General features: G+C 69.1%; 22 protein-coding genes and 1 pseudogene. 12 read left to right on the top strand and 11 right to left on the bottom strand.

Annotation, left to right across the window (positions count from 1 at the left end; all coding sequences use genetic code 11):
- Positions 1 to 78: 78 nt before the first annotated feature.
- Positions 79 to 942 (bottom strand): NmrA family NAD(P)-binding protein, encoded by an 864-nt coding sequence (locus tag LKD76_RS20075; RefSeq protein WP_308188557.1) that lies wholly within the window; start codon positions 940 to 942, stop codon positions 79 to 81.
- 81 nt (positions 943 to 1,023) lie between these two features.
- Between LKD76_RS20075 and LKD76_RS20070 the strand changes: the two genes are divergently transcribed.
- On the top strand, positions 1,024 to 1,635 hold the full coding sequence (locus LKD76_RS20070) for a TetR/AcrR family transcriptional regulator (protein WP_227982854.1): 612 nt from the start codon (positions 1,024 to 1,026) through the stop codon (positions 1,633 to 1,635).
- Positions 1,636 to 1,648: 13 nt separating this feature from the next.
- On the opposite strand, the gene LKD76_RS20065 is transcribed toward LKD76_RS20070, so the two are convergent.
- On the bottom strand, positions 1,649 to 1,813 hold the full coding sequence (locus LKD76_RS20065) for a hypothetical protein (RefSeq protein WP_227982853.1): 165 nt from the start codon (positions 1,811 to 1,813) through the stop codon (positions 1,649 to 1,651).
- A 291-nt stretch (positions 1,814 to 2,104) separates the two neighbouring features.
- Between LKD76_RS20065 and LKD76_RS20060 the strand changes: the two genes are divergently transcribed.
- From LKD76_RS20060 to LKD76_RS20045, 5 genes are all read left to right on the top strand, one after another.
- The gene (locus LKD76_RS20060) at positions 2,105 to 3,307 is read left to right on the top strand and encodes an argininosuccinate synthase (protein ID WP_227982852.1); all 1,203 of its coding nucleotides are present in this window, start codon (positions 2,105 to 2,107) and stop codon (positions 3,305 to 3,307) included.
- Positions 3,308 to 3,439 carry a hypothetical protein gene (locus tag LKD76_RS31945; protein ID WP_255660216.1) on the top strand — a complete coding sequence of 44 codons (132 nt, stop codon included), beginning with the start codon at positions 3,308 to 3,310 and terminating at the stop codon, positions 3,437 to 3,439.
- 64 nt (positions 3,440 to 3,503) lie between these two features.
- Positions 3,504 to 4,418: a class I SAM-dependent methyltransferase gene (locus tag LKD76_RS20055; RefSeq protein ID WP_372465999.1), complete on the top strand. Its 915-nt coding sequence runs from the start codon at positions 3,504 to 3,506 to the stop codon at positions 4,416 to 4,418.
- Positions 4,415 to 5,830 (top strand): argininosuccinate lyase, encoded by a 1,416-nt coding sequence (gene argH / locus LKD76_RS20050; protein WP_227982850.1) that lies wholly within the window; start codon positions 4,415 to 4,417, stop codon positions 5,828 to 5,830. Before LKD76_RS20055 ends, argH begins: the two co-directional genes overlap by 4 nt.
- A gap of 72 nt (positions 5,831 to 5,902) precedes the next feature.
- Positions 5,903 to 6,226 (top strand): DMT family transporter, encoded by a 324-nt coding sequence (locus tag LKD76_RS20045; RefSeq protein WP_227982848.1) that lies wholly within the window; start codon positions 5,903 to 5,905, stop codon positions 6,224 to 6,226.
- A 16-nt stretch (positions 6,227 to 6,242) separates the two neighbouring features.
- Here LKD76_RS20045 and ilvA read toward each other — a convergent pair whose 3' ends face one another.
- Complete coding sequence (ilvA, locus tag LKD76_RS20040; RefSeq protein WP_227982847.1) at positions 6,243 to 7,490, bottom strand: threonine ammonia-lyase; 1,248 nt, start codon at positions 7,488 to 7,490, stop codon at positions 6,243 to 6,245.
- 99 nt (positions 7,491 to 7,589) lie between these two features.
- On the opposite strand from ilvA, the pseudogene LKD76_RS20035 reads away from it, so the two are divergent.
- Positions 7,590 to 8,313 (top strand): annotated as a pseudogene (locus LKD76_RS20035) (hypothetical protein).
- A 9-nt stretch (positions 8,314 to 8,322) separates the two neighbouring features.
- Here LKD76_RS20035 and idi read toward each other — a convergent pair.
- A complete protein-coding gene (gene idi, locus LKD76_RS20030) occupies positions 8,323 to 8,886 on the bottom strand; it encodes an isopentenyl-diphosphate Delta-isomerase (RefSeq protein WP_227982846.1) in 564 nt (187 codons plus the stop codon).
- Between the two features lie 192 nt (positions 8,887 to 9,078).
- Between idi and LKD76_RS20025 the strand changes: the two genes are divergently transcribed.
- Positions 9,079 to 12,033, top strand: coding sequence for an AMP-binding protein (locus tag LKD76_RS20025; protein ID WP_372465880.1), 2,955 nt, complete (start codon positions 9,079 to 9,081; stop codon positions 12,031 to 12,033).
- Positions 12,034 to 12,055: 22 nt separating this feature from the next.
- Here LKD76_RS20025 and rffA read toward each other — a convergent pair whose 3' ends face one another.
- Both rffA and LKD76_RS20015 read right to left on the bottom strand, forming a co-directional pair.
- Entirely contained in the window at positions 12,056 to 13,192 is a 1,137-nt protein-coding gene (gene rffA, locus LKD76_RS20020) for a dTDP-4-amino-4,6-dideoxygalactose transaminase (protein WP_227982844.1), read from the bottom strand.
- Positions 13,182 to 14,204 carry a glycosyltransferase gene (locus tag LKD76_RS20015; RefSeq protein WP_308188556.1) on the bottom strand — a complete coding sequence of 341 codons (1,023 nt, stop codon included), beginning with the start codon at positions 14,202 to 14,204 and terminating at the stop codon, positions 13,182 to 13,184. The genes rffA and LKD76_RS20015 overlap by 11 nt, the downstream gene beginning before the upstream one ends.
- A 400-nt stretch (positions 14,205 to 14,604) precedes the next feature.
- On the opposite strand from LKD76_RS20015, the gene LKD76_RS20010 reads away from it, so the two are divergent.
- From LKD76_RS20010 to LKD76_RS20000, 3 genes are read left to right on the top strand one after another with little or no spacing between them, the layout of a single operon-like run.
- Positions 14,605 to 16,830, top strand: a complete 2,226-nt coding sequence (locus LKD76_RS20010; protein ID WP_227985323.1) for a tol-pal system YbgF family protein — start codon at positions 14,605 to 14,607, stop codon at positions 16,828 to 16,830.
- The gene (locus LKD76_RS20005) at positions 16,827 to 17,315 is read left to right on the top strand and encodes a GtrA family protein (RefSeq protein ID WP_227982842.1); all 489 of its coding nucleotides are present in this window, start codon (positions 16,827 to 16,829) and stop codon (positions 17,313 to 17,315) included. Before LKD76_RS20010 ends, LKD76_RS20005 begins: the two co-directional genes overlap by 4 nt.
- Before the next feature lie 10 nt (positions 17,316 to 17,325).
- Positions 17,326 to 17,547 carry a Trm112 family protein gene (locus LKD76_RS20000; RefSeq protein WP_227982841.1) on the top strand — a complete coding sequence of 74 codons (222 nt, stop codon included), beginning with the start codon at positions 17,326 to 17,328 and terminating at the stop codon, positions 17,545 to 17,547.
- A gap of 6 nt (positions 17,548 to 17,553) precedes the next feature.
- Here LKD76_RS20000 and LKD76_RS19995 read toward each other — a convergent pair whose 3' ends face one another.
- From LKD76_RS19995 to LKD76_RS19975, 5 genes are all read right to left on the bottom strand, one after another.
- Positions 17,554 to 18,150: a TetR/AcrR family transcriptional regulator gene (locus LKD76_RS19995; RefSeq protein ID WP_227982840.1), complete on the bottom strand. Its 597-nt coding sequence runs from the start codon at positions 18,148 to 18,150 to the stop codon at positions 17,554 to 17,556.
- Positions 18,147 to 18,932, bottom strand: a complete 786-nt coding sequence (locus LKD76_RS19990; RefSeq protein WP_227982839.1) for an ABC transporter permease — start codon at positions 18,930 to 18,932, stop codon at positions 18,147 to 18,149. Before LKD76_RS19990 ends, LKD76_RS19995 begins: the two co-directional genes overlap by 4 nt.
- A complete protein-coding gene (locus LKD76_RS19985) occupies positions 18,929 to 19,660 on the bottom strand; it encodes an ABC transporter ATP-binding protein (RefSeq protein ID WP_227982838.1) in 732 nt (243 codons plus the stop codon). Before LKD76_RS19985 ends, LKD76_RS19990 begins: the two co-directional genes overlap by 4 nt.
- Positions 19,661 to 19,765: 105 nt before the next feature.
- Positions 19,766 to 21,286, bottom strand: a complete 1,521-nt coding sequence (locus LKD76_RS19980; RefSeq protein WP_227982837.1) for a multicopper oxidase family protein — start codon at positions 21,284 to 21,286, stop codon at positions 19,766 to 19,768.
- Between the two features lie 101 nt (positions 21,287 to 21,387).
- Positions 21,388 to 22,125, bottom strand: coding sequence for a DsbA family oxidoreductase (locus LKD76_RS19975; protein ID WP_227982836.1), 738 nt, complete (start codon positions 22,123 to 22,125; stop codon positions 21,388 to 21,390).
- 170 nt (positions 22,126 to 22,295) lie between these two features.
- Between LKD76_RS19975 and LKD76_RS19970 the strand changes: the two genes are divergently transcribed.
- Positions 22,296 to 23,489 carry an NAD(P)/FAD-dependent oxidoreductase gene (locus LKD76_RS19970; RefSeq protein WP_227982835.1) on the top strand — a complete coding sequence of 398 codons (1,194 nt, stop codon included), beginning with the start codon at positions 22,296 to 22,298 and terminating at the stop codon, positions 23,487 to 23,489.
- Positions 23,490 to 23,521 lie beyond the last annotated feature (32 nt).

The following is a 23,521-nucleotide window of genomic DNA, read 5'->3' as shown; positions in this document are numbered from 1 at the left end:
TTCCGTCGAATCGAAACCTGTTGGAGACCATCGGAATTGGTCGCGACCGGGACTGTGGGCGCGGAGCGCTCGGCCGGATCACCCGCGCACGGCCGGCGCCAGCACCTCCGCGCACCACTGGCGAAAACCGGTGGGGGAGTAGGACTGCGGCGTGCGGGGCGGCGCATCGTAGAGGCCCGCGTCGACCGCCGCCGCCATCTCGACCAGTCCCTGCGCCCACGCCGCGCTCATGCCGTGGGCGGTCAACGCGGCCTTGTGGTCGGCGCCGGATATCTGCTGGTAGCGAATCGGCCGGTCGAGTACCTCGGACATGATGCGAGCCATGTCGTTGTGCGACAGATCCTCCGGGCCGCGGATCTCGACACTGTCCTGGCCCGTCCAGGACGGATCGAGCAGCAGGCGTGCGGCCACCGCGGCGATATCGCGAGTAGCGCAGGTGGGGGCCTTGCGGTCGCCGGACACCGTGCCGAAGAAGGTGCCGGAGTTCCGGATCGGCTCGATCTGCCACAGCATGTTGTCCATGAACCCCGGCAGGCTCAGCGAGCGGTAGTGCACTCCACTGCTCTCGATCAGCGCGTCCATCGCGAAGATCGCCGATATCTGGCCGGCTTTGCGGCCGTGTGCGCGTCCCAGGCTCGAGACCGCGACGACGCGGTCCACGCTGTCGATCGCCGCGCACAGCGGGGCGACGAATTCGACGACATGCCCGGGCACGCTGGTGGCGGCGGGATTCGGCGGCACCACCCAGAACGCCGTATCGGCATCCTTCAGCGCGGTCGCCACGACATCGTGATCGGTGGTCGAGCCGCGCACCACCTCGACGCGCTCCAGGGTCCGGGGAGACAGCCGCGCCGGATCGCGTGCGATCACCCGGATCGGCTCGTCGCCGTCGGCGATGAGGTCGAGCACCTGGTGCCCGATACTGCCTGTAGGTGTGGTCACGACGATCATGAGGACTCCTGCGATGAGTTCGACGAAAGTAAACTACACCGTACCGTTTACTTTGACGGAAGGGAAGACCGCATGGCGAGGCGTGGCGAACGACTGCGCGAGCACATCCTGTGGGCGGCCAAGGACGTCTTCCTCGAGGTGGGATTCGAGCGAACCTCGATGGATGTGCTGGCCGCGCGCGCCGAAACCTCGAAGCGGACCCTCTACGCGCACTTCGACAACAAGGACACGCTGTTCCTCGCCGTCGTCGACTTCGTGCGCGAACTGCACCTGGGCCGGATGGGTGCGCCGCAGGACTACGGCGAGGAGCCGATCGCGGCGGTGACCGGATATTGCGTGCGTTACCTGCAGTCGCTGGTGTGGGTCCAATCGGTGCGGACCTGCCGGTTGGTCATCGCCGAGGCGGAGCGGGTGCCGCGGGCGGCCACGGATTACTACGACGCCGTCTTCGCTACGACCCGCCGTACGCTCGCCGCCTTCGCGGGCTCGCGGTGGGGGCTGCCGGAACCGGTCGCTGTGGCCGCGGTGGACGAGATCCTCGCCGGTGCGGTCTATCCGCGCTTCGTCGCGGTGCTGTTCGGTGCCGAGGAGGCGACGGTCGCCCGCGTCGACGATCCTCCGTCCCCCGCCGATCCCGATTACGAGCGCGTCCGGCGGATCGTCACCGCGGTGCTGGGCGCCTGACCGGTGACACCGCTCAGGCCAGGGGATACTGTCCCGGTGGGTATGTCCCGCCGTATCCACCGGGGGTCGCCGAACTGCCCGCGCCGATGAGGTCGGAGATGAGGCCGAGTACCGCTTGGCCGATCGAGAGCACATCGGATCCGATCGCACCGAAATAACCCGCAAACGTGGAGAGCATGGGTCCGCCTTTCCCGGGCGCGTATAGCCGTGCTCTCCCAGGGTGACATACCGGCCGGGGCCGGTCGCGGCAATCGTGTTGAACCTCATGGGGTTTCGGGGCGAATGTCCGGAGTTGCCCGGTGTCCGCGATCGGGAGGGCTGGTCCGGCCACCCCCGGTTATGAATGGGATTGCATCATCATGCATAATCATTTGTAGTCGATGTGAGCCGACCGGGCGGGAAGCGGCGCCACATCCTCGCTGGTGACAGCGCGCACATCACATACGCACGAACCTGAGGAGCATCAGAAATGGCCGATCGCGTCGTACTCGCCTATTCCGGTGGGTTGGACACCTCCGTCGCCATCAGTTGGATCGGCAAGGAGACCGGGGCCGAGGTGGTCGCCGTCGCGATCGATCTGGGTCAGGGCGGCGAGGATATGAACCTCGTGCGTCAGCGCGCGCTGGACTGCGGCGCGGTCGAGGCCATCGTGGTCGACGCCCGCGACGAATTCGCCGACGAGTACTGCCTGCCGACCATCCAGGCCAACGCCATGTACATGGGCCGTTACCCGCTGGTCTCGGCGATCAGCCGCCCGCTCATCGTCAAGCATCTGGTCGAGGCCGCCGAGTACCACGGCGCGTCCACCGTCGCCCACGGCTGCACCGGTAAGGGCAATGATCAGGTCCGCTTCGAGGTGGGCATCGGTGCGCTGGCCCCCGACCTGAACGTCATCGCGCCCGTGCGCGACTACGCGTGGACTCGCGAGAAGGCCATCGCCTTCGCCGAGGAGAACGCGCTGCCCATCACGGTGAGCAAGAAGTCGCCGTTCTCGATCGATCAGAACCTGTGGGGCCGCGCGGTGGAGACCGGCTTCCTCGAGGACCTCTGGAACGCGCCCACCAAGGATGTCTACGACTACACCGTCGACCCGACCGTCAACTTCGAGGCGCCCGACGAGCTCATCGTCACCTTCGACAAGGGTGTGCCGGTCGCCATCGACGGCCGCCCGGTCAGCGTGCTCGAGGCCATCACCGAACTCAACGCTCGCGCCGGACGGCAGGGCGTCGGCCGGCTGGATATGGTCGAGGACCGCCTGGTCGGCATCAAGAGCCGTGAGATCTACGAGGCGCCGGGCGCGATCGCGCTGATCACCGCGCATCAGGAACTCGAGGCCGTCACCGTCGAGCGGGAACTCGGCCGGTACAAGCGCCAGGTCGAGCAGCGCTGGGGCGAGCTCGTCTACGACGGTCTGTGGTTCTCTCCGCTCAAGCGGGCGCTGGACGCTTTCGTGCGCGACACCCAGGAGCACGTCTCCGGTCAGGTGCGCATGGTCCTGCACGGCGGCAACGTCGTGGTCAACGGCCGCCGCAGCGAGGAGTCGCTCTACGACTTCAACCTGGCCACCTACGACGAGGGCGACAGCTTCGACCAGTCGCTGGCCAAGGGCTTCGTGCAGATCCACGGCCTGTCCTCCAAGGTCGCCGCGCGCCGGGACCTGTCCAAGAAGTAGGTGCTCGACGAGCCCGGCCGGCAGCGGCTGGGCTCGCGCGGCGTCCGGCAGCGCACGGCGTGGTCGCGTGACGGCGTGGTCATCCCGGCCGCGGCACCCATGGCGAGAGGTATTCCCAGCGTTCCGGAGTAGCCTGCGACCGGGCCGCGTCCACGTGGATGCGAGGCCGAGGGTGAGCGAACTGGAGGAGGCGTCCGTGCGCACCGACGACGACAGCTGGGACATCACCGAGAGCGTCGGTGTGACCGCGATCGGCGTGGCCGCGATGCGCGCCCGGGAGACCGCCCGCCCGGACGCGTTGTTCCGCGACCCCTACGCCGAACGGCTGGTGGCGGCGACCGGCTGCGGCTGGCGCCGGGTTCTGAACGGCGAGCTGAGCAGCGGCGATGCCGGCACCGACTCTCTCTATCGGTCGCTGAGCGCGATGCTCATCGCGCGCACCGTCTACTTCGACAACTACTTCACCGACGCCGCCGCGGCGGGCATCCGGCAGCTGGTGATCCTCGCCAGCGGGCTCGACGCCCGCGCGTACCGGATCGAATGGCCTTCCGGCAGTGTCGTTTTCGAGCTCGACCAGCCGAAGGTGCTGTCGTTCAAGCAGACCGTGCTCGCCGATGTCGCACCGCGGGCCGACCGGTGTGCGGTCGCTGTGGACCTGCGCCACGACTGGCCGCGGGCGCTGCGGGACAGCGGTTTCGATCCGGCGCGCCCGACGGCCTGGCTGGCGGAGGGTTTGCTGCGCTATCTGCCCGCCGACGCACAGGATCGGTTGTTCGCCGATCTCGCCGCGCTCAGCGCACCCGGCAGCCGGATGGCGCTGAACATCGGGCGCGGGAGCCGTGTGGATTCACCCGCCCTGCGGGCATTGCGCGAACGCCGCGCCCGGATGCTGGCCGAGGTGGGTATCGATATGAGACTCGAGAGCCTCTGGTATCCCTGGGAGGGCCGCACCGACCCGCGCGACTGGTTCGCCACGCACGGGTGGGAGGTCGCGGTCGCGGACCCGGCAGCCATCCTGTCCGAACGAGGACGCGAGCAGAACGACGAGACTCGCGCCGAATTGAACCGACACATTCTGATGACCGCGACACTAGGAGACGAGAACCGATGAGCCATGCCACCAACGAGGGCGCGCTGTGGGGTGGCCGATTCGCCTCCGGCCCCGCCGCGGCGATGGCGGCGCTGAGCAAATCGACCCATTTCGACTGGGCGCTGGCTCCCTACGATATTCGCGCGTCCAAGGCGCACGCCCGGGTGCTGCACAAGGCCGGTCTGCTGTCGGAGGCCGATCTGACCGCTATGCTCGCGGGCCTGGATCAGCTCGCCGCCGATGTGGAGTCCGGCGCGTTCACCCCCGCCGAATCCGATGAGGATGTGCACGGCGCGCTCGAACGCGGTCTGATCGACCGGGTCGGCGCCGAGGTCGGCGGCCGGCTGCGCGCCGGCCGCTCGCGCAACGATCAGGTGGCCACGCTGTTTCGCATGTGGCTGCGCGACGGCGTGCGCCGCATCGCCTTCGGTGTGCTCGAGGTCGTGGACGCGCTCGTCGACCAGGCCGCCGCGCACCCGGATGCGGTCATGCCGGGCAAGACCCATCTGCAGGCCGCGCAGCCGGTGCTGCTGTCGCATCAGTTGCTGGCGCACGCGCATCCGCTGCTGCGCGATGTCGATCGGCTGCGCGACTTCGACAAGCGGGCCGCCGTCTCTCCGTATGGTTCGGGCGCGCTGGCCGGATCGTCACTGGGCCTGGACCCCGAGGCCATCGCCACCGATCTGGACTTCGACGCGGCCGCGGCCAATTCGATCGATGCCACCTCCGCCCGCGACTTCGCCGCCGAGGCGGCCTTCGTACTGGCCATGATCGCGGTCGATCTCTCGCGGATGGCCGAGGAGATCATCATCTGGAGCACACCGGAATTCGGCTACATCACCCTCGCCGATGCCTGGTCCACCGGCTCGTCGATCATGCCGCAGAAGAAGAACCCCGACGTCTCGGAGCTGACCCGCGGTAAGGCCGGTCGCCTGATCGGCAATCTCACCGGTCTGCTCGCCACTCTCAAGGCGCAGCCGCTGGCCTACAACCGGGATCTGCAGGAGGACAAGGAACCGCTGTTCGATTCGGTGGCTCAGCTGGAATTGCTGCTGCCGGCGATCGCCGGACTGGTCGCGACCCTGACCTTCCACACCGACCGGATGGCCGAATTGGCTCCGGCCGGGTACACCCTGGCCACCGATATCGCGGAATGGCTGGTGCGCCAGGGCGTTCCGTTCCGGGTCGCGCACGAGGCGGCGGGTGCGTGCGTGCGGGCCGCCGAGGCCCGCGGGGTCGGGCTCGACGAGCTGACCGATGCGGAGTTCGCCGCCGTCGATCCGGCGCTGACCCCGCGGGTCCGCGAGGTGCTCACCGTGCAGGGCTCGATCGCCTCCCGTAACTCTCGCGGCGGTACCGCCGGGGTGCGGGTCGCCGAACAGCTGACCGAGGTCCGCGACACCGCCGCGGCGGCCCGGACCTGGCTGGCCTGACGACAGCGCCCGCTCGGGCCGGGTGTCCGGCCCGCGCGGGCGCCGGTGTGGCCACGCCGATATCGTGCGCGCATGATGTTCGTTCTGCTCGGTGTGGCCATCGTGTCCGAGGTGTCGGCGACGGTGTCGCTGAAGCTGTCGGAGGGATTCACCAAGCTGGTGCCCTCGGTCGTGGTGGTGATCGGCTACGTGGCGGCCTTCGCCTTCCTGTCCCAGGCCCTGAAGCGGGGCATGCCGGTCGGCGTGGCCTACGGGGTCTGGTCGGCCATCGGTGTGGCGCTGGTCGCCGCCATCGGTGCGCTGTTTCTCGACGAGCGGCTGTCGGTGGTTCAGATCGGCGGTATCGGGCTGTTGATCATCGGGGTGTTGGCCTTGGAACTGGGCGGCGCCCACTGACCGTGCCCGGCGCGGTTCAGTCCTGCACGCGCACCACGTAATTCGCGTGCTCCAGTCCGTCGAGCACATCGTCGCGATGGACCGGGCCGCGGGTCTCCAGGGTCAGCAGCACCTCCACCTCGTCGATGGCCAGGGCGGCGCCGGTGCGGGCGTGGACCACGTCGAGCACATTCGCCCCCGTCCCGGCCACCGCGTCCAGCAGCCGGCTCAGGCTGCCCGGTCGATCCGAGATGGTGATCCGCACCGCGAGATATCGGCCCCCGGCGCTGAGCCCGTGACCGATGATGCGGGTGAGCAGAATCGGGTCCACATTGCCGCCGGACACGATCGCGCACACCGGCCCGCGCAGCCGTAGCTCGTCGCCGGGCAGGCTCAGCAACGCCGCCACCGCCGCCGCGCCCGCGGGCTCCACCACGAGTTTCGCCCGTTCCAGGCACAGCAGCACCGCGGCGGAGAGAGCGTCCTCGTCCACCGTGACGATCGTCGGCTGGTGCGCGATGACATGCGCGAACGGCACCTCACCGGGCCGGCCCACGGCGATACCGTCGGCGATCGTCGACATGCGCCGCAGTGCGACCGGTTCGCCCGAGCGCAGGGAGTCCGGCCAGGCCGCCGCGAGCGCCGCCTGCACGCCGATGACCCGCACCTGCGGCGCTACCGGATGCAGTGCCGCGGCGATACCCGCGAGCAGTCCGCCGCCGCCGGTGGGGACGAGGACGGTGCCCAGCTCGGGACACTGCTCCAGCAGTTCGAGTGCGACCGTGGCCTGGCCGGCGACGATATCGGGGTGGTCGAACGGATGGATCAGGGTGGCCCCGGTGGCGTCGGCGAATTCCTGTGCGGCGAGCAGGGCCTCGTCCACCGTCTCGCCGACCTGATGGACGGTGGCGCCGTACGCGCGGGTGGCGACCAGTTTCGGCAGGGGCGCGCCCACCGGCATGAAAACCGTCGACGGGATCCCCAGAGTCGTTGCGGCCCAGGCGACTCCCTGCGCGTGATTACCGGCGCTGGCGGCCACGACACCGTGCGCGCGTTCGGCCGGTGCCAGGTTGGCGATGCGGAAGTAGGCGCCACGTGGCTTGAACGATCCGGTGCGCTGCAGGTTCTCGCATTTGAGCCGCACATCGGCGCCGGTGCGTTCCGACAGCACCCGCGAGGCCAGTACCGGGGTGCGCCGGATGACCGGCTCCAGCAGTTCGCGCGCCGCGCTGATGCGATCGAATCCGATCAGCTCCATGCGGTCATGTTGCCAGACGATTGCCATGAATCCTCGCATCCGCACCGCGGAGGCCGGACGGCCGATCGCTGTGAGCCGGGTCGCAAAATCGGCGTGCGGGAGGGCAATTGAGCCCACACGCGCTGAATACGCTTTCCGAAGGCGGACTTGAGTAGCCTGAGACTCGAACCGCGGCACGCCGAAATCGTGCGCGCCACGCTGCCGGTGATCGCCGCACGGATCGACGGCATCACCGCCGAGTTCTATCGCCGCCTCTTCGCCGCACATCCCGAGCTGTCGCGCGATGTGTTCAATCGCGGCAATCAGGCCCAGGGGGAGCAGCAGCGCGCGCTGGCTGCCTCCATCGCGACCTTCGCCGCCCACCTGGTCTATCCGGATCCGTCTCATCCGCGGCAGTTGCCGGCCCGCATCGGCCACCAGCACGCCTCGCCGGGGGTGGTGCCCGAGCAGTATCCAGGAGCCCGCTGGTGCTGATCTCCGCCGGCATCGGGATCCCCCGATGGTCGGCATCCTGGAGTACCTGGCCGCCACCGGATCGGTGCGCCGGGTGCTGGCACCGCATGCCGACCGTGCCGCGTCGACCCGTCCGCAGCGCGCCGTGCAGGCCGATCCGATCACACGGCTCCCGCACGCCGAGTCGCAGATATGGTACGAAGAGCCCGCGGCGGGCGCGCGGACCGGCCTGTTGTCGATCGCGGGGGTGGCACTGCCGGCCGGAGCCGATATCTACGTGTGCGGCCGGACCGACTTCCTGCAGTCGGTGCGGGCGCGATCGCGGGCGGCCGGAATCGCCGGCGAACTGGTCCATGTCGAACTGTTCGCGCCGAACGACTGGCTGCTCGACGGCTGATCCGCGCGATCAGCGCGCGGCGCGCGCCGTGGTCAGCACGCCGTGCAGCCAGGGCGTGAAATCCTCAGGGGCAGCGGCGATATCGGCGTCGAGATGGTCGGGATCGAGCCATCGTGTCGCGGCGACTTCGGCGGGGTCCGCATCGTCGGGCAGACCGTCGAAGTCGCCGATCAGCACGTGGTCCCACTCGTCCTCGACCCGCCCGGTAGCCGGATCGGCCGCCCGGTAGCGGTACACCCCCACCTCACGCAGCTCCGCCCGCACCCGCAGTTCCTCACCCAGCCGCGCGAGCGCCGCCTCGGTGACGGACTGGCCGGGTGCGGGATGTCCGCAGCAGGTGTTGGACCAGCGCAGCGGAAACCGGGTCTTGACCGCGGCGCGCTGCTGTAGCAGCACCCGCCCGTCCGGGGCGAACAGCAGGACGGAGAACGCGCGATGCAGCCGCCCGGGGGCCATGTGCGCGTCGGCCACCGGGAGGACACCGGTCGCGCGGCCCTGCTCGTCGACCAGCTCGACGGGCAGCGACTCGCGGTCGACCGTCGGATCGGAGGAGGTGGTGTGGGTGCCGGTCACCGTCCCACCTTATCGGCGGCCGCCACCGGGTAGCGGCAGCCGCCCGCCGGAAGCCGGCCCGTACTCCACCTCGTTGTGGCCCACGGTGCGGATGGGACCGATCACAACGGCCTCGCAGTAGGCTGTGCATGTGGCAGGCTCGACCCGCACGCGGGGGGCGTGCCGGTGTCGGGCGCAGGGCAAGGGCTGGGAGTGAGCGTGAAATTCGATACGAGAACCCTCACCGGGCCGGTGCAGCGGTTGATGGCGACCGCGCAGAACGGCCTGGAGGTCATCCGGTTCGGCGGCCTCGCTCACGATGTCGAGTCCTCGCCCTACGAGGTCACCGAACGTAAGCGCATGTACCGGCTGCGCCACTACTTCCCCGACGATCCCGCCCGCGATCGGCCGGTGGCACTGCTGGTGCCGCCGCTCATGGTCAATGCCGACATCTACGACGTCAACGCCTCCGGCGGTGCGGTCGGCATCCTGCAGCGCGCCGGAATCGATTGCTGGGTGCTGGATTTCGGTTCACCGGCGACCGAAGAGGGCGGCTGGCAGCGCGATCTGGCCGATCACGTGCTGGCGCTGTCGAGCGCGATCGACACCGTCAACGAATTGACCGGGCGCGGCGTCCATCTCATGGGGTATTCGCAGGGCGGCATGTTCGCCTACCAGACCACCGCTTTCCGCTACGGCAAGGGCGTGCAGAGCATCGTCACCTTCGGCAGCCCGGTCGATATCGTGGCCGGCCTGCCGTTCGGACTGCCCTACGGCCTGGTGTCGGAGGTGGCCGATTTCGTCGCCGATCACGTGCTCAACCGGCTGCCGATCACCGATGCCATGGTGCGGTTCGGCTTCCAGATGCTCGACCCGGTGAAGACGGCGAAGGCTCGGGTCGACTTCCTGCGCCAGTTGCACGACCGAGAAGCCCTGCTGCCCAAGGAACGTCAGCGCCGTTTCCTCGAACACGACGGCTGGGTGGGCTATTCGGGTCCGGCGGCCGCGGATCTGCTCAAACAGTTCGTCGCGCACAACCGGATGATGTCGGGCGGCTTCGTCATTCGCGATCAGCCGGTCTCGCTGGCCGAGATCAAGTGCCCGATCCTCGCGTTCGTCGGTGAGGTCGACGATATCGGCCAGCCCGCCGCGGTGCGCGGCATCCTGCGTGCCGCCCCCAACGCCGATGTCTACGAGGCCACCCTCGTCGCGGGGCATTTCGGCCTGGTCGCCGGCAGTACGGCCACCGAGCGGACCTGGCCACTGGTGCGCGAATGGGTGAACTGGCTCAGCGCGCGCGGTGAGCTGCCCGACGAGATCGCGCCCATGCGCGAGCACGTCGCCACCGACCGCCAGAAGACCGCCGTCACCCGGGTCGTGCACACCGCCGCCACCCTCGCCGAAGCCGGGGCCGGTATCGGCGCCGCGCTCGGCGGGCTGGCCGGAAACGCGCTGCGCGGCTCGATGGAGCTGACCGGTGAGGCGGCCCGCGCGCTGCCCCGGCTCACCCGGCTCGGCATGATCCAGCCGCATACCCGAATCTCGTTGGGCCGCTTGCTCGCCGAGCAGCAGCGCAGCGCCCCGCTGCGGGATCTGTTCCTGTTCGACGATCGGGTGCACACCCACGCCGCGGTCGGCGCGCGGATCGACAACGTCGTGCGCGGGCTCGTCGCGGTGGGTGTCCGTCCCGCGACCCGGGTCGGGGTCCTGATGGAGACCAGGCCGAGTGCGCTGGCGGCGGTAGCCGCCCTGTCCCGCGTCGGCGCCGTCGCCGTCCTGCTGGCGCCCGGAAGCGAGGTCGCCCGAGCGGTCGAATCGACCGGGGCCACGGCGATCATCGCCGATCCGGAGAATCTGGCCGCCGCGGCCGCCACCGGAACCCGGGTGTTCGTCCTCGGCGGCGGCGACGCGCGCACACTCGATATCCCGGACGGGGCCGATGTCGTCGATCTGGAGCAGATCGAACCGGCGGCGGTGGTACTGCCGGCCTGGTACCGGCCCGATCCCGGGCTGGCGCGGGAGCTGGCGTTCATCCTGGTCACCGGCACCGGCGACAAGCTCGACCTGAAGTACATCACCAACCACCGCTGGGCGCTCTCGGCCTTCGGCACCGCATCGGCCGCCGACCTCGATCGGCGGGATACGGTGTATTGCCTGGCGCCACTGCATCATTCGTCCGGGCTGCTGATGAGTCTGGGCGGGGCGGTGGCCGGTGGCAGCCGGATCGCGCTGGCCCGGTCGCTGGATCCCCCGAGCTTCGCCGAAGAGGTGCACCGCTACGGGGTCACCGTCGTCACCTACACCTGGACGATGCTGCGCGACATCCTCGACACCGACACCTTCGCCGCCGGCCATCCGCATCCGATCCGCTTGTTCATCGGCTCCGGAATGCCGGCCGGGCTGTGGCGGCGCACCACGGAACGTTTCGCGCCAGCCCGGGTCCTGGAGTTCTATGCCTCCATCGAAGGCGATGTGGTGCTGGCCAACGTGCACGGCGTGAAGATCGGCTGCAAGGGCCGCCCGGTGCCCGGAACGGCGAAGGTGGAACTGATCTCCTACGATCCGGTCGCCGAGCAGATCCTCACCGACACACGAGGTTTCGCCCGCCGGGCCGCCGACAACGAGGTGGGCCTGCTGATCGGTCGCGCCTCCGATACCGTCGACCTCTCCCGCGGTGGCCTGCGCGGCGTCTTCACCTCGGGTGACGCCTGGATGCCGACGGAGAACCTGTTCCGCCGTGACAGCGACGGCGACTACTGGCTGATGGACCGCCGCGACACCGTCATCGCGAGCCCGCGCGGGCCGGTCTACACCCAGCCGATCGTGGACGCGCTCAACGACATCACCGCGGTCGATATGGAGGTGGCGTTCGGCTATCGCACGCCGGCGGCGACCCTCGCGGTCGCGGTCGTGAGTGTGCGCGACGGTCATCGCCTCGAACCCGCCGATGTCACCGAGGGGCTGCGCGCGCTCGATCCGGCGCAGCGGCCCGATATCGTGCAGGTCGCCGACGACATCCCGCGCAGTTCGAGTTTCCGGCCGTCCACGCACGCGGTGCGGACGCGGTGGCGCCTGGAAGCCAACGATCGCACCTGGTTCTACAACCGCGACACCGACAGCTACGAAATCCTCACCGGCGTCGCGGCCGAGGCGCTGACCGGGAACTGAGCGATCGCCGCGGGCGAGCCGGTCACACGCTGAACGCGGTGACCGTCTCGACCACGCGGGTGATCTGCTGTTCGCTCAGATCCGGCCACAGCGGCAATCGCAGCAGCGTGGCGGAGAATTCGTCGGTGCGCGGACACGGGACCGTGGTACGGCCCAGCTTCTGCCCGGCCGGACTGGAGTGCAGCGGCACATAGTGGAACGGTGCCGAGATTCCGCGGTCGCGCAGATATCCGATCAGCTCGTCGCGGCTGTCCTCGGTAGGGGTGCGCAGGTAGTACAGATGCGCGGTGTGCTCGCGATCGTCAGGCACCCGCATCAGCCGTACGTCGTTGCGAGCGGCCCACTCCGGTAGCGCGGCGGCGTAGGAGTCCCACACCCGCAGCCGTCCGGCCTGAATGCGATCGAACTCCGCCAGCTGCGCATCGAGCACCGCGGCATTCAACTCACTGGGAAGATAACTCGATCCGATGTCCTGCCACGAGTACTTGTCGACCGCGCCGCGCAGGAACCGGGCGCGGTCGGTGCCCTTCTCGCGGATGATCTCGGCGCGGCCCATGAGGATGTCGTCGGTGAGCAGGATCGCCCCGCCTTCACCGCAGTGCACGTTCTTGGTGTCGTGGAAGCTGAGCGCGCCGACGGTGCCGATCGTGCCCAGTGGCCGCCCGCGCCAGCGTCCCCCGAGTCCGTGCGCGGTGTCCTCCACGATCGCCAGTCCGTGGGCGTCGGCGACCGCGAGCAGCCGGTCCATCTCGGCGCCGACCCCGCCGTAGTGGATGACCACGATCGCCTTGGTGCGGTCGGTGACCGCCGCCGCCACGGAGTCCGGATCCAGGTTGCCGAGCTCATCGATATCGGCGAAAACGCAGGTGGCTCCGCGCATCGCGACCGCGGTGGCGGTGGAGGTGAAGGCGAAACTCGGAACGATCACCTCGTCGTCGGGGCCGAGCTCGAGGAGCAGTCCGGCCATTTCCAGCGCATGTGTGCACGAGGTGGTCAGCAGGACGTGCGGGGCGCCGGTGATCGCACGCAGTTTGCTCGTCGCCGCGGCGGTGAAGGGGCCGTCGCCGTGACTGTGGTCGGACGCCAGCACCGCGGTGAGATTCGAGAGCTCGGCCGCGGCGCGATAGGGACGGCTGAAGAGAATGCGGTCAGTGCTCACCCGGATTGTGTCCCCCGATTGCCGCGGTCGTGGTCGGAACCCGCGCCTCGCTGTCCGGGCGCGGTGTCGGCGAATCTACCGTCAGATACAGAGGTTTGCCCACCAGCACGTGCAAAGCCACCCCGAGGTACTCCGCGATCAGTCCCAGCGAGAACAGAATCGCACCCGACACCAGCAGCAGCACGACGATGATCGAAGCCCAGCCCTCGGGATCGTGCCCGCTGCCGAACAGCGCGTTCCAGATCACCACCGCGGCCATCACCGCGCCGCCGGAGGCCAGCGTCACCCCCAGCAGGCTCACCAGGCGCAGGCCGCGAGTTCCACTGCACAACACCATCTTCCAGAACAGGGAGAACAGCCGGCGATAGTTGTAGCCCGACTCTTCGCGCCCCTCCGCGCGCAGCACCACCGGCGCCTGCGCGGTGTTGTCGACCACCCACGTCAGCGCCACATCCAGATACACCCCGTTGGAGGCGACTTCGGCGAGTTGACGGCCGATATCGCCGCGGATCAGCCGGAAACTCTCGAATCGGGTGGAGTCCGGGAAGGCGAACAGCGTCGCCAGCACCACTTTGGCGCCGCGCGAGGTGAGGTTGCGCAGCAGTCCGTGCGGGCGGGTGTTGGTCGGCTTGGAGTAGACCAGGTCCGCGCGCTGCGCCAGAGCGGTGTCGAGGAAGGTTCCGATGAACTCCGGATCGTGCTGGCCGTCTTCGTCCATGGTGATGATCCACTCGCCGCGGGCGGCGGCCATCCCGGCGATGGTGGCGGCGTCCTGGCCGAAATTGCGGCTCAGCCATATGACGCGGACCCGATCGTATTCTGTCGCCAGCCGTTCGAGCACCACATCGGAGCGGTCGGGTCCGTGATCGTGGACCAGCACGATCTCTTCGACGGCGAAACTGTTGCCCGCCGCGGTGGCCGACGGCAGCGTCAGCTCGTGGAGTTCGGCGACCAGGCCCGCGATGGTCTCCTCGCCGCGATATACCGGTACGACGACCGACACCGGGTGCACTCGGCGTGGTCCGTCTCCGCCGCCGGTGACCGGCGGGTGAACGGCAGGTGTCGACGGCTGCGCGACAGCACGCGTTCGTGCGGTGGCGGACGGAATCGGCATCAGCTGGTTCGACTTTCGAGGACGGTGCGCACCGGGAACTCCTGGACTGTCTGCAGAGCCCGAATCGGGGTGAACTCTAACACGGTGCTGGTCACCGGTTTCGATGCCGCGATCTCCGCGGGCGATTCCGCGGCCGATCCTCGCGCGCGCGGACCTCGCGCGCACGGACCTGTAGGGTCTGACAATCGTGGTGGAAAGTGCAGTGTCGACGACGGCGCTCGCCGAGCCCGCGCACGAGGGGCGCCCGGCCGTCTCGCGCGAGCCCGAGCCGAATGCCGCGGGACATCCGCGAAAAATTGTGTTCCGGTGGGGAACGGTCACCGTACTCGGTGTGATTGCCGGATATGTCGCGGTAATCCTCGCCAACGCACGACATTTCTATACCGACGACACCGAATCCCAGTATGCCCCGCTGTGGCTGATGCTCGGTCGTCATCTGCGCGAGGGGCATCTGCCGCTGATGGTGCCCGAGCAGTGGATGACCGGAAACTACACCATGGAAGAGGCGGGCCTGTTCAACCCGCCACAATTGCTGATCGATCTGATCGCGCCCTCGGTCGACAATCTCGCCCTGCTGGCGACCGTCGTGAAGTTGATCTTCGCGATCATCGCCGGGCTCGGGGTGTACCGGATCTGCCTCGTCTACGGCAGTCGCGCGCCGTGGGCGGCGGTTGCGGGCATCGCCTTTCCGCTGTCGGGCTGGTTCCTGTTCTTCGACGAGGCCAGCTGGGTCACCTCGCTGACCGGAACGGCCTGGATGCTGCACGCCTGGGCGAGCGCGGTGCGCTACGCCCGCGGACCGGCGGGCGATCGGTCGCGCTATGGCGGCCGCGGTTTCGGCTACGGGCCGATCCCGCTGTTCGTCTTCCTGTATCTGGCCATTTCGGTCGAATACGTCTTTCCGGCCGTGGAAGCGGCGCTCATGCTGGTCGCCGTAGCGGTCGGCGAACTCGTGGTGCAGCGCGCCTGGCGCCCGGTGGTGCGGCTCGCGGTGGTCTCCGGCGCCGCCGGTCTGGCCGGGTTGATGACCTATCTCCCGGCGATGCTGTCGGCCACGGTGAGCTGGCGCGGCAACTCCCAGATCAACAACGATCGATTCCTGACCGTCCCGTGGTCGGAGTCGCTCAATGCGAGCCTGCCGTCCTCGATGCCGGCGTTCACCTCCTGGTGGGGTTATGTACAGCCGCTGCCCGTCACCTATATCGCGTGGTTCCTGATTCCGGCGCTGGCGTTCGTGGACTGGGACCGGGCCCGTCGGGCGTGGCGGGAACTGGTCACGGTGGCGCTGTTCTCGATCATGTTCCTGATGTGGGCCGCCGGCCCCGGCACGGTCGGTCCGCTGCGCTGGCCGGCGCGGGTACTGCCGATGGTCGCGGTCGGGCTGCTCATTCTGGTGTGTGTGCTGCTGGGGCGGTTCGGTACCGTTCGAGATCCGCGCCCGCGCGCGATCGCCGCCGCGGTACTGATCGGATTGCTGTGGGTGCGAACATTTTCCGCCGATCCGCACGATGTGGCCTGGCATGTGCTCTCGGCGCTCGCGGTGGCCGCGGTCGGCGGGTTCGCCGTGTGGCTGGCCATCCGGCGCGGGACCGGCGCGGCCGCGACGGTCGCCATCGTGGCGATGTTCCCGATCGCCTACCTGCAGGTGTCGCTGGTCCAGCCGACGCCGATGGGCTGGAATCTGCCGGTGCATCGCGCGCAGGCCGAGGCCGCGTTCCCCGAATTCGACGGTGTCACCCTCCAACTCGGCGATCGTGGGCTGCTGCAACCGGCGGACAAGGACCTGCGGGGCGCCTACGGATCGCTGGTGTTCGGCAACTACGCCAAGGACGTGCGGCGCAACTACGTCAACGGTTATACGCCCAACGGGCACTACTGGTTCGGCGATATGCTCTGTATGCGCTGGGACTCCAGCGTGTGCCCCGACGCGTTCCGGCGGGTGTTCACTCCCGAACCGAGTACCGGCCGCGCGCCGGTGGACCTGATGAAACTCGATCGGGTGGTCCTGCATCGGGCGCTGTACCCGGATGCCGGCGATCAGCCGCCGCCGCCGGGCTGGGAGTGGGTGGACTACCCCGGCCACGAGCGCTACATCCGGGTCCTGGAGCGGCAGCACGGCCTGATCTCGAGAACCGATGGCCGGGTGTCGGATACGCGCGGTGTGCAGGCGACGTCGCTGGCGGAATCGGATCGGACCAGCCGAGTCCGGGTGAGCTCGCCCGACGGCGGTCGGGTGGTGTTCGCGCGGCTGAACTGGCCCGGCTATCACGCCACACTCGGCGGGCGTGAGATCCCGGTTACCGAGGTGTCGAAATCCTTCGTCGCCGTGGATATTCCGGCCGGCACCACCGCCGCCACCTTGGACCTGACCTGGGATCCGCCGGGCTGGACGCTCGGTGTCGCCGGCGCGGCCGCCGGGCTGCTGCTGCTGGCGGTGATGCAGTGGCTGTACTTGCGCACCCGGCGGCGCGAGCGCGACCCCGCGGCTGTGGTGGAACAGGAAGTAGCGGAAGTGGTTTCGTGACGACAGGTGCCGGCGATCCGGCCCCGGCGCGGACAGCGGGGGAGACCGCCCCGCCGCCGGGACTGCTGCTGCGAGTGATCCGCCGTCAGGAGATCGCCTTCGCCGCGGTCGGCGCCGCCAACACCCTGCTGGGCATGGTCGCGACCATCGTGTGGCTGCAGGTGCTGCCCGACAACTGGCCACCGGCCGCGGCGGTGGCGCTGGCCTACTGCGTCAGCATCGCGTTCGCCTTCTTCGCCCATCGGACGCTGGTCTTCCGGGTCCGGGGTCACCTGGTGGCCGACTTCCTGCGGTTCGTGGCGGTCAACTCGGGCGGGCTGGTGCTGAACATGGTCGGCGTGCAGGTGGCCGTCGGGGTGCTCGGCCTGCCCGAGACCCCGGCCACCGTGGTGGTGATGGGGCTGGTCGCGGTCGCGAGCTACTTCGGCCATCGCCACATCTCGTTCCGCCGGGCGGCGGAACCGGGCGACGCGGTCGACGGGTAGGTTGTCGGACATGGCGGAGCAAACCTTGGACCCGACGTTGTTGAGCCTGCTGGCGTGCCCGCAGGACAAGGGCCCGTTGTCGCTGGTTCGCGACGCGGACGGCAACAGCGCGCTCTACAACCCGCGCCTGCGCCGCGCCTATCCGATCGACAACGGCATCCCGGTCCTGCTGGTGGACGAGGCCCGCGAAGTGGGCGAAGCCGAGCACGAGGCGTTCGTCGCCCAGAGTTGATCGGATTCAGCGGACAGGGAGATCGCCGGTGAGGTAGCGCTGGATGGTCGGTCCGGCCAGCGCCGCCAGCTCGTCCAGTGGCATCGACGCCACCGGCTCGACCTGCAGGATCTTGCGAGCGACCAGCAGCCCGATCATCTGCGATACGGCCATCACCACCCGGGTGGTCCCGGTGCCGGGTGGCGAATCCACCTTCTCTCGAACATCTTTGAGCGCGACTTCCAGCAGGAAGCTGCGCGCCAGAGCGGCGTCGCCGCCGGCGAGGATGCCGCGGAAGGCCGCTACCGCGTGCACCCCGACCGAGGAATCCCAGGCCCCCACCACCGTGCGCACGACGGTTTCCCCGAGATCCTCCGGCGCCGCGGTGCGGATCGGAGCCCGGATCGCCTCCGGATCGATCGGCAGATTCAGTGCGGCGGAGAACAATCGCTGTTTGGTGCCGAAATAGTGGTGCACCAGCGCGGGATCGACCCCGGCCGCACCCGCGATCGAGCGGATCGAGGCCTTGTCGAATCCCACTTCGGCGAACCGGCCGCGCGCGGCGTCGAGAATCGCCTCGCGCGTACCGGATTCGCCCGCTCGCCGGCCGGTGCGCTCACTCACGCTGTGCGCCGCCGTAAGGTCGCCGCGCCCAGCGCCAGTGCGACAGCGGCGAAGGCGGCGACGATGCCCAGGTCCCGCCACATCGCGGCGGTGGCGCCGGGATGGCGCGAGACCTCCTGCAGGGCGTCGACGGCATAACTGAGCGGCAGCACATCGCTGATTATCTCGAGCCAGCGCGGCAGTTGATCACGCGGCACCAGCAGGCCGCACAGGAAGAACTGCGGGCCCACCACGAGCGGCATGAACTGCACGGCCTGAAATTCGGTGCGGGCGAACGCGCTCGCCAGCAGTCCGAGGGCCACCCCCAGCACGGCGTCGACCACGGCGATCAGCAGTACCAGCCAGGCGCTGCCCGCGGCCTCGAGGCCGAGCAGCCAGAACGAGACCAGACAGGCCAGTCCCGCTTGTGCCGCCGCGGCGATGGAGAACGCGGTGCCGTAGCCGGCCAGCAGATCCAGCTTCGACAGCGGCGTGGTCATCAATCGCTCCAGCGTGCCGGAGGTGCGTTCGCGCTGCATGGCGATGGCGGTGATCAGAAACATCACGATGAACGGCAGGATGCCCAGCATGCTGATACCGACCCGGTCGAACAGGCTCGGCACTCCGGGCACCGTCGGCGTCTCGTGGTACACGAAGTACAGCAGCGCCAGCAGCAGAGTCGGCACCAGCAGCAGCATGGCCACGGTGCGTCGGTCCGCTCGTAGCTGGCGCAGGATCCGCGCCGAGGTGGCGGTGTAGCAGCGCAGCGGTTGCGGCCGTGCTCGGGTGAATGTCGTTGTCATCGCGGCTGTCCCATCGTGATCAGGGCGAGAAATGCGTTCTCCAAACTGGTTTCGCCGGTATCGGCGCGCAGTTTGTCGGGGGTGAGCTGGGCCAGGAGATTGCCGTCGCGCATCAGCAGCAACTGATCGCAGTGTTCGGCCTCGTCCATGACATGGCTCGACACCACCAGTGTCCGGCCTTGAGCGGCCAGGTCGTGGAACTGCTTCCACAACTCGGCCCGCAGTACCGGATCGAGTCCGACGGTCGGTTCGTCGAGGACGAGCAGTTCCGGATCGGCGACCAGCGCGCAGGCCAGCGATAGCCGGGTGCGCTGCCCGCCGGAGAGCTGATTACCGCGCTGTCGCCGATGATCGCCCAGTCCGACCTGCTCGATCGCCGCGTGCACCGCCGTGTTGTCGCGCCCGTACAGTGCGGCGAAGTAGGAGACGTTGTCGAGCACGCTGAGATCGTCGTAGATACTCGGCGCCTGCGTGACATATCCGATGCGCGAGCGCAGTCCGCGAGCGCCGGCTTCCTCGCCGAGTACCCGCACGCTGCCGGCCTCGATCAACTGGGTGCCGACGAGGCTGCGCATCAGGGTGGTCTTACCGCACCCCGACGGGCCCAGCAGTCCGGTGATACTGCCGGCCGGCACGGTGAGTGAAATATCGTGCAGTACTTCCCGTCCACCCCGTTGCACCCGCAGGTGCTCGACGGTGATCGCCGGGCTCGAATCCGATTCCGCCACGGTCCACCTCTCACACACGGCCGGTGAATAATTCACCGAGCGTTGAATTCATCGTGTGTTGAATTCTGCTCCGCTGCCGGACGCGGCGCAAGCCCCGACCGTGCATCAGTGGTGATGCCCGGACTCCGGGGAGGGGACGGCCGCGGCCGGTGCGCCGGGCTCCACGACGACGAATTGGCCCATCATCCCCTGGTCCTCGTGCCAGAGCAGGTGGCAGTGGTACATGTACGGATGGTCGGGATCGGCCGGCCCGTCGAACCGCAGGAGCAGCCGCATGGATCCGCCGGGCGGCAGCAGCACGGTGTCCTTGCGACCGCGCAATTCCGGCGGTGGCGGGCGGTCGTCGACGGCCGCGACGGCGAATTGGACGTCGTGGACGTGGAAGTTGTGCGGCATGCCGTCGGTATTGCGGACGATCCAGGTCTCGGTGGTGCCGCGTTCGATCGTGGCGTCGATGCGGTCCATCGACATCGGGTCTCCGTTGATATACGGAAACCGCAGATCCATGGTTCGCTCACGCACCGAGTCCGCGGCGCGAGGCAACGACAGCGGTATCGGCCGGCGCGGCGTAACCGTTGTGGTGCGCAGGGTTTCGGCGGCCCGGAGTTCCAGCACGTCGAAGGTGTCGTCCCCGCCGGTGAAGCGGCGGTTCCAGAATCCGGCGCCGAGATCGGTGGGGTACCCGCGCAGCGTCACCCGTTCCGCGGGACGCATCCGGACCACGATCTCGGCCCGTTCGCCCGGTGACAGCCGGATGCGGGTGCCCGGCGCCGGCCGCTCCAGCAGTCCGCCGTCGGTGCCGACCAGGTCGAAGGTGCGGTCGTCGGCGAAGCCGAAGGTGAATATCCGCGCCGAGGCGGCGTTCAGCAGGCGCAACCGGATCAGCTCGTCGCCGACCTCCCGATACGGCGCGAGCGTGCCGTTGACCATCGTCCGGTCGCCGAGTATGCCGGTATCGGCGAAGATGCCCCGGCGGTGGTCGAGGGCGCCGCCGCGCAGCCGCACATCCTGCACGATCAGCGGGAGATCGTCGACGCCGTAGGTGGCGGGCAGGCCGGTATCGATGTCGTCGTCGACGAGGAACATCCCGGCCAGACCGCGCCGCACGTGGGATTCGGTGTCGCCGTGGGGATGTGGGTGATACCAGAGGGTCGCGGCCGGCTGGTCGACGGTCCACTGCGGCGACCACTGCGCACCCGGCGCGATCATCTGATGCGGACCGCCATCGGCCGCCGCGGGCAGATGCATACCGTGCCAGTGCACCGTCGACGCTTCCGGTAGCCGGTTGCGGATGTCGACCCGGACCCGCTCGCCGCGGTGGGCGCGCAGCGTGGGGCCCAGGTAGTCCCCGTTGAAGCCCCAGGTGGAGGTCGGCTTATCGGGCAGGAAACGGCTCGTGCCCGGGCGCATGTCGAGTTCGAACACCCGCGTCCCGCCGGCATCCACGCGACCGGCCGCCACCGGTGGAATCGCGAGTTCGTTCGTGAATTCGATCCCTACCGTCGAGGCTCTCGACGAGGTGTAGGCCCAGCCGATGGCAGCACCGGCGAGCACCGTGGCCGCCACCGTGAATGCACTGAGCCACAAGGCTGTTCGTCGCAGCCGCGATCGCCGTGTCGATGCCATGCTCCGACGCTAAGCGGGTGCCGCGCGCCGAAACATCGGTGAGCGCCCGGATTTCGCCCTGATCGTGCCCGGAGCCGACCCCGATGGGGTCGGAGCGCGGATCAGCTGTGGCCGGATGCGGGCTCTGCGTCCGGAACCGCGCAGCCGTCGGAACCGCATGCCTCGCCGTCGCCGAGGACCTGCAGTGCGGGAGCCTGATCGGCCCAGGCGCGTTCGAGTGCCTGGGCGAACACCTCGGGCGGCTGGGCACCCGACACCGCGTAGGTGCGGTCGAAGACGAAGAAAGGCACACCCCTCGCGCCGAATTGGGCGGCCGCCTGTTCGTCGGAGCGCACATCGTCGGCGTAGGCCTCGGGATCGTCGAGGACCGCGCGCACCTGTGCCGCGTCCAAGCCGGCCGACGCCGCCACCTCCGCCAGCCGCTCCCGATTTCCGAACAGTGGCTGCTCGTCGGCGAAATTGCTCTGGTAGAGCGCATCGAGCAGGTCATCCTGGCGGTCCTGCGCGAGGGCGTAGTGCAGCAGCCGGTGCATATCGAAGCTGTTGCCGAAGTCCCGGCCCTCGGTGCGGTAGGGCAGTCCGGCCGCCTCGGCCTGGGTCGCGATGCCGCGCTCGTTGGCGGCGGCCTGAGCGGGGCTGATCCCGTACTTCTCGGCGATGTGCTCGACCACCGGCCCGCTGTGATCGGCCGGAAGTGTCGGATCCAGCTCGAAGGACCGGTGCACGACCCGCACCTGATCGCGATGATCGAAACCGGCCAGCGCCTGTTCGAAACGCCGCTTGCCCAGATAGCAGAACGGGCAGTTGATATCGGTCCAGATCTCGACCTGCACGGCCATGGTCACCTCGTTCGTATTCGCGGAAGTCTTTGATACGTCAACCAGAGGTGTGGCCCCCCTGTTCCCGGTGCTGTGACGGGCATCACAATGCGCGGTGTCACGAATCCGAGTACCCGCTTGTCCCATCACCGACAGCAGATCCGATCCGACCGGAAGAGGCGAAGAAGACCATGACCGACACCACGCGACCGTACGAGATCGTCGTCCTCGGCGGCGGGTACACCGGAATGCTGGCCACCATCCGGCTCGCCCGCCGTACTCGCCGGCGGCCGGTGCGCATCACGCTGGTGAATCCCGCCGAACGATTCACCGAGCGCCTGCGTATGCATCAGATCGCGGCCGGCGCCGAACTGGCCGACCACCGGATCCCCGATCTGCTGACGGGTACCGGGGTGTCGTTCCGGTGTGCGGCTGCTACCGCGATCGACCCGGTGACCCGCCGCATCCGCTGCTCCGACGGCGCCGAACTCGGCTACGACACCCTCGTCTACGCCCTCGGCAGCACGACCGACACCGCCGCGGTGCCCGGTGTCGCCGAGCACGCCGGGACGTTGAACGATCCGCGGGCCGCGCACCGCATTTCGCTGCGGCTCGCCGAACTCGACGCGGCCGGGGGCTCGGTGGTGGTCTGTGGCAACGGGCTCACCGGTGTGGAGGCGGCGACCGAGATCGCCGAGTCGCGTCCCGGGATCTCGGTCACGCTGATCGGGACCACGGAACCGGGCGCGATGATGGGGCCACGGGCCCGCGCTCACCTGAATCGGGCCCTCGACCGGCTGGGTATCGCGCGCCGGATCGGTGACCGGGTCGTCAAGGTGCTGCCCGACGCCGTGGCATTGGACAACGGTGTGGTGGTCCCGGCCGGCCTGACCCTGTGGACCGCGGGTGTCCGGATGCCGGATCTGGCGGCCCGCGCCGGAATCGTCACCGACGCGGCGGGTGCGATCGTCACCGACACGACGCTGCGGTCGGTCTCGCATCCGGAGATCTACGCCGTCGGCGACGCGGCGGCGATCACCCAGCCCTGGGGGCGGGTCCACGGCACCTGCCAGAGCGGAATGCCCTCGGCGGCCTATGCCGCCGACGCGATCGCGCGCCGCCTGCGGGGAAAGCCGGTGCGGCCGTTCCGGTTCGGCTACTTCCATCAGCCGGTCAGCCTCGGGCGCCGCGACGCGGTCATCCAGTTCACCAACGCCGACGACACCCCGAAGCGCTGGTACCTCACGGGACGCGCCGCGGTCCGCTACAAGGAGACCGTCAGCGGCAGCCCGGTTCCGACGTTTCGGATGAGCCGCCGGATGAACGTCTCGGTGACGTTGTCGCGGGGCGGGCGCGCGACCCGCGCCGCCGGCCCGGCCGCGTGAACTCGGCCGTACCGGGCAGCCCGGCGGGGTCG

It is taken from the genome of Nocardia spumae (genome assembly GCF_020733635.1).
GTDB lineage: Bacteria > Actinomycetota > Actinomycetes > Mycobacteriales > Mycobacteriaceae > Nocardia > Nocardia spumae.
Note: the sequence above shows the minus strand (reverse complement) of the source record. Positions and strands in the feature narration are given on the sequence as shown.

Excerpts from the sequence above, each read along its gene's own strand:
- LKD76_RS19980 (WP_227982837.1), bottom strand. The coding sequence starts at position 21,286 with ATGGCATCGACACGGCGATCGCGGCTGCGACGAACAGCCTTGTGGCTC.
- LKD76_RS20000 (WP_227982841.1), top strand. The coding sequence starts at position 17,326 with ATGGCGGAGCAAACCTTGGACCCGACGTTGTTGAGCCTGCTGGCGTGC.
- LKD76_RS20060 (WP_227982852.1), top strand. The coding sequence starts at position 2,105 with ATGGCCGATCGCGTCGTACTCGCCTATTCCGGTGGGTTGGACACCTCC.
- LKD76_RS19975 (WP_227982836.1), bottom strand. The coding sequence starts at position 22,125 with ATGGCCGTGCAGGTCGAGATCTGGACCGATATCAACTGCCCGTTCTGC.
- LKD76_RS20065 (WP_227982853.1), bottom strand. The coding sequence starts at position 1,813 with ATGCTCTCCACGTTTGCGGGTTATTTCGGTGCGATCGGATCCGATGTG.
- argH (WP_227982850.1), top strand. The coding sequence starts at position 4,415 with ATGAGCCATGCCACCAACGAGGGCGCGCTGTGGGGTGGCCGATTCGCC.
- LKD76_RS20045 (WP_227982848.1), top strand. The coding sequence starts at position 5,903 with ATGATGTTCGTTCTGCTCGGTGTGGCCATCGTGTCCGAGGTGTCGGCG.
- LKD76_RS19970 (WP_227982835.1), top strand. The coding sequence starts at position 22,296 with ATGACCGACACCACGCGACCGTACGAGATCGTCGTCCTCGGCGGCGGG.
- ilvA (WP_227982847.1), bottom strand. The coding sequence starts at position 7,490 with ATGGCAATCGTCTGGCAACATGACCGCATGGAGCTGATCGGATTCGAT.
- LKD76_RS19990 (WP_227982839.1), bottom strand. The coding sequence starts at position 18,932 with ATGACAACGACATTCACCCGAGCACGGCCGCAACCGCTGCGCTGCTAC.
- LKD76_RS20070 (WP_227982854.1), top strand. The coding sequence starts at position 1,024 with ATGGCGAGGCGTGGCGAACGACTGCGCGAGCACATCCTGTGGGCGGCC.